Origin of the sequence: Candidatus Magnetominusculus xianensis (genome assembly GCA_001541255.1) — a bacterium.
GTDB classification, from domain to species: Bacteria; Nitrospirota; Thermodesulfovibrionia; order Thermodesulfovibrionales; family Magnetobacteriaceae; genus Magnetominusculus; species Magnetominusculus xianensis.
In genome coordinates this window covers 21,413-31,239 of sequence record LNQR01000125.1, presented here as the reverse complement: position 1 = coordinate 31,239, position 9,827 = coordinate 21,413, and the positions used below count along the sequence as shown (strand labels likewise).

9 protein-coding genes are annotated in these 9,827 nt (G+C 45.9%); 8 read left to right on the top strand and 1 reads right to left on the bottom strand.

Annotated features, from left to right (window positions below; translation table 11 throughout):
* A partial coding sequence (locus ASN18_RS17655; RefSeq protein WP_236861825.1) for a hypothetical protein occupies window positions 1–189 on the top strand: 189 nt, incomplete at its 5' end.
* 81 nt (window positions 190–270) lie between these two features.
* On the opposite strand, the gene ASN18_RS17330 is transcribed toward ASN18_RS17655, so the two are convergent.
* Window positions 271–411: a hypothetical protein gene (locus tag ASN18_RS17330; protein WP_157073051.1), complete on the bottom strand. Its 141-nt coding sequence runs from the start codon at window positions 409–411 to the stop codon at window positions 271–273.
* Between the two features lie 420 nt (window positions 412–831).
* Between ASN18_RS17330 and ASN18_RS15880 the strand changes: the two genes are divergently transcribed.
* The 7 genes from ASN18_RS15880 to ASN18_RS17835 all read left to right on the top strand — a co-directional run bounded on the left by ASN18_RS15880 (window position 832) and on the right by ASN18_RS17835 (window position 9,821).
* On the top strand, window positions 832–1,641 hold the full coding sequence (locus ASN18_RS15880; RefSeq protein WP_085053768.1) for a c-type cytochrome: 810 nt from the start codon (window positions 832–834) through the stop codon (window positions 1,639–1,641).
* A gap of 16 nt (window positions 1,642–1,657) precedes the next feature.
* A complete protein-coding gene (nosZ, locus tag ASN18_RS15875) occupies window positions 1,658–3,490 on the top strand; it encodes a TAT-dependent nitrous-oxide reductase (RefSeq protein ID WP_085053767.1) in 1,833 nt (610 codons plus the stop codon).
* Window positions 3,491–3,569: 79 nt separating this feature from the next.
* Window positions 3,570–4,643: an FMN-binding protein gene (locus ASN18_RS15870; RefSeq protein WP_085053766.1), complete on the top strand. Its 1,074-nt coding sequence runs from the start codon at window positions 3,570–3,572 to the stop codon at window positions 4,641–4,643.
* Between the two features lie 29 nt (window positions 4,644–4,672).
* Entirely contained in the window at window positions 4,673–6,904 is a 2,232-nt protein-coding gene (gene nosD, locus ASN18_RS15865; RefSeq protein WP_085053765.1) for a nitrous oxide reductase family maturation protein NosD, read from the top strand.
* On the top strand, window positions 6,904–7,809 hold the full coding sequence (locus ASN18_RS15860) for an ABC transporter ATP-binding protein (protein ID WP_085053764.1): 906 nt from the start codon (window positions 6,904–6,906) through the stop codon (window positions 7,807–7,809). Before nosD ends, ASN18_RS15860 begins: the two co-directional genes overlap by 1 nt.
* Window positions 7,796–8,656 (top strand): ABC transporter permease, encoded by an 861-nt coding sequence (locus ASN18_RS15855; RefSeq protein ID WP_085053763.1) that lies wholly within the window; start codon window positions 7,796–7,798, stop codon window positions 8,654–8,656. Before ASN18_RS15860 ends, ASN18_RS15855 begins: the two co-directional genes overlap by 14 nt.
* 28 nt (window positions 8,657–8,684) lie before the next feature.
* Window positions 8,685–9,821: a DUF1573 domain-containing protein gene (locus tag ASN18_RS17835; protein WP_306689127.1), complete on the top strand. Its 1,137-nt coding sequence runs from the start codon at window positions 8,685–8,687 to the stop codon at window positions 9,819–9,821.
* The last annotated feature ends 6 nt before the right edge of the window (window positions 9,822–9,827 follow it).

The window sequence follows — 9,827 nt, the reverse complement described above, 5'->3', positions numbered from 1 at the left end:
CCGACTTGCACTTTGGACAGTTCATGCTTTTATCCTCCTTTTTATCTTTCTGAGGTTTATTATAACATGTATCTATCTTTTAGTGATACTATCATTATGTTTACAGCAGTTCTCGGTGAAGGCAAAAGAGACACTGGTTATATGATAGTGTATTTAAGTTACGACGATTGGGAATTGTTTTTACACTAAACAATGTCTTCAATTTATTACTTCTTGGTCTATCTTCAAGGCGCTGCTGAAATTCCAAAAGCGATGAGTCCTGAAAATACATCATAGCAAATCCAGATATACATACGTCATGCGCTCTACTTTCCCTATTTCACGATAATCCTCTGTATCGCCTATGCGCTTTCTCATTGTATTGCACAGCGCCTCGAAAGATAAATGTTTCGCATACTTATTTCTAAGCATACATCATTAAAAAAAATAGACTGTATTTATTCAATCTGCGCGAAAAATATTTCTTACTCCCTCTCTTTTTACCCTTACTCCCTTGCTTTTTTACTTCACCGAGAATTGCTGGCAATTTAATAAAACCAAGTATATCTAACCCCAGGAAGAATCCCAGTGAAGAATCAAATCCTTTTAAAAGCTATTATATATTTACGGGGCTATTATGTAATATAAGTCACACATGAGATGTTTTTTTCACTTGACAATTATTGTGGAAATTATGTAACCTGTTGTACATTGTGAGGGTAACTGCTGCACATATAAGTCTTCGGAGAAAGGCTGTTGCAGCGCTTCAAGCTCAAAATTTTCTTAAAAGGTGGTGATTATCCAAGAGTGAGGGTTGTAGTGCGTAAATCACAGAATATTCGGAGGAGGATAATGAAAAGTTCATCAAGTAATCGTATTAGTTTAAGTTTTATAGCGCTGTTAGTGGGGGTAAGTTTGTTGCTGGCAGGGTTTTGGGCAGACACAAACGCAGCAGACAAGCCGGTAAAAGGCGCTGATGGGAAGGGTGTTGACGGAAAGAAGGTTTACGAAAGCCGCTGCGTCATCTGTCACGGTGCCAAAGGCGACGGTAAGGGTCTTGTTGATGTAGTCCACAGGAATGAAAAAAAGGGTATGGTCTGGAGCGTATTTCCGAGGGATTTCACCTCCGGCACGTTCAAGTTTCGCTCGACCCCAACAGGCTGTTTACCCACAGACGCAGACCTTGCGAGGGTCATTGCGGGCGGCATACCGCGGGCATATATGCCGTCATCCAGCGATCTTTCAGATGAGAGCGTGAAGGCCGTAATAAAGTATATCAAGACATTTTCCAAGAGATGGACAGAAGAGGAGGCATGTAAGCCTATTCCTATTAAAAAGGCCTCATTTGTGGGTACTGCCGAGTCAGTCAAGAAAGGCGAAGTGTTGTATGACAAGATGAAGTGTTGGGAATGCCACGGCAAGGAAGGCAGGGGCGACGGCTCTAAGAGTGATTCCTTGAAGGATGACTGGGGCGATAAGGTTCTGCCCTTCGATTTCACTTCCGGGGCGACAAAGATGGGTTTTGCTCCCGAAAATGTCTATGCCGCTTATACGACTGGATTAGACGGAACAGGAATGCCGTCATTTCAGGATTCGTTGAGTGAGGAAGACAGATGGAACCTTGTTTCATACACATTAAAACTCATGGGAAGGCTTCAGTAGCAGCCAGGGAGGTTATATGTCTTTAGATAGAAGGAAATTCTTAAAATATTTAGGTATGGCAGGGGCTGCCGCCGGGACAAGTCTGCTTGTCTCAGAGGGCATGAAAACTAAGGAAAAAGGGGTAGGCCCGACAGTGGCAGAGGCGCAGACCGCTCCGCAGAAACACAGCGCTGACGTGAAGCCCGGTGAGCTGGACTCATACTACGGCTTCTGGAGCGGTGGACACTCAGGAGAGGTTAGAATCTTAGGCCTTCCCTCAATGAGAGACCTTAAGCGTATCTCCGTATTTAACATGGATGTGGGCACCGGTTATGGTATTACAAACGAGAGTAAGGCCATGCTTAAGGGTAAGTTCTGCGGCGACACGCACCATGTACATGGCTCCTATAATAACGGCGTTTACGATGGAAAATATCTCTTCGTCAACGATAAACTCAACAACAGAGTAGCACGCATACGCTGTGACTACATGGAAGTCGATAAAATCCTCGATGTGCCGAACATACAAGGTATGCACGGCCTTTTTACCCAGAGGGCTCCAAAGACTGAATGGCTGGTTTGCAACAGTGAGTTCCAGATACCTGTGCCTAATAGCAATCCATCACAGCCTCCGGCACAATATAACGGCGCTCACACCATCATAGACGCCGAGAAAATGGAGGTCGTCTGCCAGGTGCTGATGGACGAAAACATGGACTTGGCCGCAACCGACTACGGCGGCAGATATTCCATGACCACATCGTATAACATAGAAAAGGGCGTCACTGTCTCAGAGATGCTTGGCTCAGATTATGACTACATGCTGGTGTTTCATTGGGATAGGATAAAGAAGGCCCTGAAAGACGGCAAGCACACTATGATTGGCGGCGTTAAGGTGCTTGATGGAAGGGCAGGGAAGTCAGACCTGACAATAAGAATCAAGGTCCCGAAGAACCCTCACGGCATAAATGTCTCCCCTGACGGCAAGTACGCAGTATGCTCAGGCAAGGTTGCCCCAACATGTACAGTTGTGGCGATAGATAAACTTGAGGATGTCTTCAACGGCAAGATAAAGCCAGAGGACTGCATCGTCGCCCAGCCTTTTATCGGTCTCGGGCCTCTTCACACCACCTTTGACGGCAGGGGCAATGCCATCACCTCTGTGTTCATAGACAGCACAAATGTCAAATGGAACGTCCAAAAGGCCATTGACAACGAAAAGCTGCCGGAAGAGAAGAAAAAGAACACACACATCGTCGATGTCCTTGATGTCAACTACCAGGTCGGGCACATTATGGCAACAATGGCAGAAACCAAAGAGGCTGACGGGAAGTGGCTCGTGTCGCTTAATAAGTTTTCCAAAGACAGATTCCTAAACGTCGGGCCATTGAAAAACGAATGTGAACAGCTTATTGATATTACCGGTGACAAACTAAAACTCGTCCACGACTCGGCCACATATATCGAGCCGCATGATTGTATCATAGTCAGGCGTGATATTATTGAGAAGGTTGTCAAGGACAGGTTCAATATGTTTGAGCACCCGCAGGCGGTGACTAAAAGCGGTGTTGATAGAAAGGGCAAAAAGGTTACTGTAAAGCTGACAGCCAATGCCCCCGTGTTTGGCCTGCAGGAGGTACAGTTGAAAAAGGGCGATGAGGTTACAGTCATTGTAACAAACCATGACGAAATCTCTGACCTAGGACACGGCTTTGCCTTGTCTAACTATAACATCAATTTCGTCGTAGCGCCGTTTCAGACTAAATCTGTGACCTTTACTGCGGACAAACCCGGCGTTTACTGGGCATATTGTACAAACTTCTGTCATGCCCTTCACCTTGAGATGAGAATGAGATTTATTGTAACCTAAGATTCTTTTGACCATTGGGGCCGGTCAACTGTAAGTTGACCGGCTCATATTTTCAAATATAAGGAAGAAGGAAAAAAATATGAAAAACTTCGTGGTATTGTTTGTTATCTTCGTGTTTTCAACTGTGGCATTTGCCGGCAAGCCAAAATTTCTGGAACATAGATATGAATATAAGCTGGAAGACGTATTAAAAGCTGATAAATACGAAAAGAAAGACCGCTACTGGGAGGCATATACCGGCGGAAAACTCGTAGGATATGTCTTATTGTCTAAGGACTGGACGCCCCAGCATGTGGGTTACGCGGCCAAACATATGGAAACCCTCGTCGGGTTTGACACTAAGGGTGCGATTACCGGTGTAAAGATAATATTTCACGCCGAGCCTATCGTATTGATAGGGCTTAAAGAGGAAAACTACGATAACTTTATTAAGCAATACATGGGTAAGAGTATTCTACAGAGTATGTCAGTTGGTAATGAGATAAAAATGGACGCCATCACAGGGGCTACGGTTACGGCAGTTGTACAAAACGCCATAATAGCAGAGAGCGCAAAGAAGGTTGCAGGGATGGCAGGCCTGATAAAATACGCAGAACAAAAGGGGCATAAACTGAGTAAAAAGTTCGACGCCCTCGGCTGGAAGGAACTCATGGACTCAGGTGGTGTTAAAAACATCCTCGTAACACAGGAAGAGATTGGGCAGCCGGGCGGAAAAGACCCTTATATCGATCTCTATTATGGCCTTGTTGCTCCACCCTCGATAGGGAAGAACGTACTTGGTGAGCGTACTTATACAGAAGTCATGGAATCTCTGAAGCCGGGTGAGTCTGCTGTGTTTATTTTTTCAAACGGCCCGGGTTCGTTCAAGGGTTCTGGTTTTGCGCGCGGCGGCGTGTTCGAGAGATTTAATATCGAACAGGATGACAGGTCATATGTGTTCACAGATAAAGACTATAAAATCCTCACTGAGGTTGCCGCAAAGGGCGCACCCCCTCTTAAAGAAGGCGGCATTTTTATCATAAGGGCAAAGGATTTTGACCAAAGCAAGTCGTTTAAACTAAAACTGATAATTGGTTACCGGGCTGGAAACGAAAAGAAGTTTAAACCTGCTGTCTCAGATTATAAATTACCTGATAAGTTTATGGAGCAATAGATGAATGCACCAGAGGACTAAAGACTACTATGAATGAATTAGCTGAAGCCCCGCTGTGGAAGCTGATATGGGTGCAAAAGGCGCTGTCCCTGAGCATTTTTGCAGTGTTTCTTGTCCTGATATTCGCAGTTATCGCCTTTAATGGCAGGCTGTCGAGGCATCGCCGACTACTTAATATCATAAGATACGCAGCGCTCACTACTGCGTTTATCTACGTCGGTCTGGCGCTTAAGGCACAGCCCTCGACGACAAATGTGATAATAGCGCTGAATTCATTTAAAGAGGGTGACTTCCCGCTTGAGCTTTTTATGATGGACCCGTTTATTTTTCTTTCCTTCGTTTTTATAATGATTACAGCCGTGCTGTGGGGCAGGGGGGTATTTTGTGGCTGGCTCTGTCCGTTTGGGGCAATTGCTGACCTTTTTAACCGGTTATTCGCAAAGGCTGCACCAAAAGTCTGTTATAAGAAAATCCCACAAAAGATTCATAACAGCGCACTCTACCTGAAGTATGTCATTCTTGCCGCCATTGTTGGGGTATCGTTTTACAATTTCATGCTTGGCGAGTATATGACAGAGGTAGAACCGTTTAAGACACTCGTGCTTAAGCTCAACAGGCCATGGTATTTTCTTTTATACTTCTTTGCCTTGTTGATTGTCTCAGCGCTTGTGACCCGTGCCTTCTGCCAGTATGTATGTCCGCTAGGCAGTGCAATTGCCCTGCCATCGTTCTTTAAATGGCTGCCCGTGATCAAACTGAAAAGATATGCCAGGTGTTCTTCGTGCAGGATATGCCGCAACGACTGCGTATATCAGGCTATTGACGACAGCGGCAGGATAATGGATACCGTGTGTATGTACTGTCTTGAGTGCCAGATGAACTACCATGATGCGGGGCGCTGCCCTGAGCTGTTGAGCCGTAAGAACACAGGCGTACAGCCCTCAACGGCAGCCGCCGCTATTGCTGTTTTTGTCCTGTTAATTCCAACATATGCGCTGTCCGCAACGCTTGTTGTTGATGCCGGGGCTGCTGGCAGCAGCTCCATCTCAGAGGCGCTCAATAAGGCCAAAGACGGCGATGTGATAGAGGTCAGGCCGGGCAGATACAAAGAATCTTTTAAAGTAACAAAATCTGTCCATATGAAAGGGATAAACAACCCGGTGATTTTGGCCGCAAGCGATTTCCCCATAATCATAGATACCTCGGAGGTGCAGTTTGAGGGTTTTACGATTGAATTCGAGGGTAATGGATTTTCCCCAGATAGTACTGCCCTTGTTGTCACAAAGGCATCGGACAATGTAACAGTAAAAAACAACACAATGGTAAACATAATGTTTGGCATTCGCAATCTTGAGGGCATTAATCTGAGGATAGACAACAACACCTTTACAGGCAATAAGTCCATTGAGGAAAATGACAGAGGCAACTGCGTAACACTTACCGGCTCGTGGCAGGCGACAATAACCAATAACAAAATGTCCTACTGCCGGGATGCCATATACATGGAGGTCTGCCACGATTCGGCTGTCACATATAACGATATATCGAAATCGCGCTACGCAATTCATACTATGTGGGTAGACACTGGCAATTTCAGCTATAATAATATCTATGACAACCTTGTGGGTATGGCTATCATGTACACAAAACATTCGAAGATAAACGGTAACCTATCTGTAGGTAACAAGACCCACGGCCTGCTCCTGAACCAGACCGTGAGGAGTGAAATCTCCGGCAACAATATCATAAGCAACACAAAGGGGATTTTTATATACAACTCGATAGAAAACAAAATGACATCAAACCTGATAATGAATAACAACATGGGTGTACATAACTGGGGCGGTTCTGAAGAAAATACGATTACTCACAACTCATTCATTAATAATGAGGTACAGGTAAAGTTCGTGGCCTCAAAAAACCAGTACTGGAGCAATAACTACTGGAGCGACTACCTCGGCTGGGACATGGCCGGAAAGGGTGTCGGCGATATTCCCTATGAATCTAATACAGTGGTTGACCATATGTTCTGGCGCTATCCGCTTTCAAAACTGTTGTTTGCTAGTCCGGCGCTGCATATGCTCAAGGTGCTGGAGAAACAATTCCCAATACTGCAAGTCCCCAAGGTTGTGGATAAAAACCCGTCTATGGTGCCATATCACGCGAACTGGAAAGAGTTAATCAGCAAGTACGCGCAGTATGTACCGGCTAAATACTATGGAGATATGGAAAAAATTATAAATATGACAGGCAATATGTGATGCTGAAATTTGTGCAGGTAACAAAATACTACGACGATGTAAAGGCCGCCGATGACGTATCGTTCGAGCTTACTGAAGGGGAGATGTTTGGTCTTGTCGGCCCTAACGGTTCAGGGAAATCTACGTTGTTAAAGATAATGCTGGGTATTATAAAGCCAACGGCGGGGCAAATCCTCGTTGGCGGGGCAGCGCTCAAGGACAAGGACTGGCTGAATTTCAGAAGATTAATCGGCTACATGCCAGAGCGGGTATCATTCTACGACAATCTGACTGGTATGGCCACGCTTGAGCTGTTTGCAAGCATCAAGGGTGGCAGCATAACAAATATTGAAGATGTACTTGCGCAGCTCCTCTCAAGGGAAGTCCTTGCCCGTAAAGTAGGCACATACTCAAAGGGTATGCGCCAGCGCCTGAACCTTGCCCAGGCACTATTAAACGACCCCAGCCTTCTGGTGCTTGACGAGCCGACCTCCGGGCTTGACCCCATTGGGACGAGGCTCCTTTATGATATACTTGATGGTGTGAGGAAAAGGAAAAAGCTGACAGTAGTGCTCTCCACTCACATGCTAGCTGAGGTGGAGGAAAAGGTAAGCAGGGTAGGTATTATGAAAAACGGCGTCCTCAAGGCCACCGGCACGCTTGACGAGCTGTACAGGGGATTAAATCTGCCATTAAGATTGATAATCCTGGTAAATGAAGACGACCCTCAAGGGGCATTACTATCGGAAATCCTAAAACAAGAGGGCGCTGTGAACATAACATACGCAGCAGGGCAGCTTACGGCAGAGCTGCCGGTGGAAAATAAATTGAACATGCTCGCGTCGATTCTGGGGCAAAAAGATAAATTCGTGGATTTCACACTGAGACAGCCATCGTTAGAGGAGGTATTTTTTGGCATTCACTGAAAAGGCCGGGCTGCCGTCACCGCTGCCGTCACCGTTAAGGGCTCTGGCATATAAGGAGTTTTCAGACAGGCTCAAGAGCAGGTGGGTTGCTGTAATAACCGTTTGCTTTACGATTCTGACACTCGTGGTTCTTTACTTCGGTTCTGCTGCGTCGGGTGTTGTCAGTTTTAGAAATATGGGGGCCACTGTTGCAAGTCTTACAAGTCTTGTTGTATATTTTATACCGTTGTTAGCGTTGACACTTGGCGGTGGGGTTATTGCCGATGAGCGGGACAGACACACACTTGACCTGTATCTGTCTGCGCCGATAACGCCAGCGGAGTTTATTTTGGGTAAATATATCGGTCTTGCTGTGTCGCTTGCCTTGCCGTCGCTGCTGGGGTTTAGTATCCCTGGTTTGATAATATTATTTAAGACGGGTGTTGGTTCTTTTGGCAGCTATATGGTGTTTGTGATTAACTCTGTAGCGCTGGGGCTGGTGTTTTTGAGTATTTCCTTTTTGACATCTGTGATGTTTTATGAGCGCAGCAAGGTGGTAGGGTTTACGGTGCTTGTGTGGCTGTTTTTTACCATTGTCTATGACCTTGGGCTTGTTGGGGTTTTGATAGCAACGAAGGATGTACTGACGCCGTCGGCGCTTGTTGTTATGTTGCTGCTTAATCCTGTGGATGTGTACAGGATATTGAATTTTACAACTATAGGAGAGTATTCGGTGCTGATGGGGCTGGCTTCGGTGGATGTCCCAGGGATTATCCGTCCCTCCGTGCTTTGGGCGGTGACTGTTGTATGGATTGTGGTGCCGCTTTTGGCAGGTTATTATGTCTTTAAAAAGAGGTATCTATCATAAAAATATAGAGTGAAAAGGAGACCATAATATGATAAAACGTTTGATACAGCCAGTAGTTATAGCTGTCTTAGTTGTCTTGGGTGTGTATAGCGCTTCTTTCGCCTATGAAGGGGGAGCGCTGAAAGGCGGAGCAGACGTAAAGGGTGTGGTAAAATATTCGGGTACACCGCCAAAAGAAGAGCCGGTTCGCATAGGAAAGGACGAAGCCGTATGCGGGAAAGAGCAAAAGCCCGGCGCCTATGTCGTATCTACTGACAAGGGGGTAAAAAACGCGGTAGTATGGCTTGAGGGTGTTGAAAACGGGAAGCCCCTGCCAAAACAGGATGTTGGTATTTCTATTAAGGGCTGCAAAATTGAACCGCTTGTCAACGTGGGTTTTGTAGGCGGTGACTATGTCATAAAAAACGAAGATACTATCTTACATACCGTTCAGTTAAAACTTGGGCTGCAATATCATAATTCGATGTCAAGCAGGCCGCTTATAGATGGCTCTACAATTTTGAACCTGGCCCTGCCGAACAAGGATGAGGTAATTAATAAACCCATCAGACGCTACCATAAGCTGACAAAAGACACTGGCTATATATCTGTGAAATCCAACACCCATGACTGGATGAGGGGATACGTGTTTGTGTTTGACCAGCCCTATGCCGTGGTTACTGACAACTCAGGCAAGTTTGAGCTGACGAACGTTCCCCCAGGTGATTACATCCTGAAGGTATGGCACGAGGGTACGGGGACGTATGAGCAGAAGATAAAGGTCTCAGCAGAGACCAAACCTATAGAAATAGACATAACCGTTACGGGCAAGACCGCAGGTGATGATGCTGCCCCATCAACCAGCGGCAAGGCGCAGGCGTCATTTAATGAGACAGCTTTCGATTTCGGTCCGGTCAAATGGGGCCAGACCGTTGTACACACGTTTGAACTGATAAATACCGGCACAGAAAAACTGATAATAAAAAACCTGATCCCCGCCTGAAGGCGATGCACAAAGGCATCCGCCAGTTCGGTGGAAATAGCACCAGGAGATAAAGCTACAGTGACGGTTGAAGTACTGTTAGACACAGCGCAGGGCAAGGCTCAAAAGACAGTAGAGGTGTGGACTAACGATGAGGAAAAAGGAATGATAACCCTTGTATTACATGGAGAGATTGTCCCTTGATAATTG

Bases quoted from the DNA above. Each gene is read 5' to 3' on its own strand.
- ASN18_RS17330 (WP_157073051.1), bottom strand. From the start codon at position 411: ATGCTTAGAAATAAGTATGCGAAACATTTATCTTTCGAGGCGCTGTGC.
- ASN18_RS15880 (WP_085053768.1), top strand. From the start codon at position 832: ATGAAAAGTTCATCAAGTAATCGTATTAGTTTAAGTTTTATAGCGCTG.
- nosZ (WP_085053767.1), top strand. From the start codon at position 1,658: ATGTCTTTAGATAGAAGGAAATTCTTAAAATATTTAGGTATGGCAGGG.
- ASN18_RS15870 (WP_085053766.1), top strand. From the start codon at position 3,570: ATGAAAAACTTCGTGGTATTGTTTGTTATCTTCGTGTTTTCAACTGTG.
- nosD (WP_085053765.1), top strand. From the start codon at position 4,673: ATGAATGAATTAGCTGAAGCCCCGCTGTGGAAGCTGATATGGGTGCAA.
- ASN18_RS15860 (WP_085053764.1), top strand. From the start codon at position 6,904: ATGCTGAAATTTGTGCAGGTAACAAAATACTACGACGATGTAAAGGCC.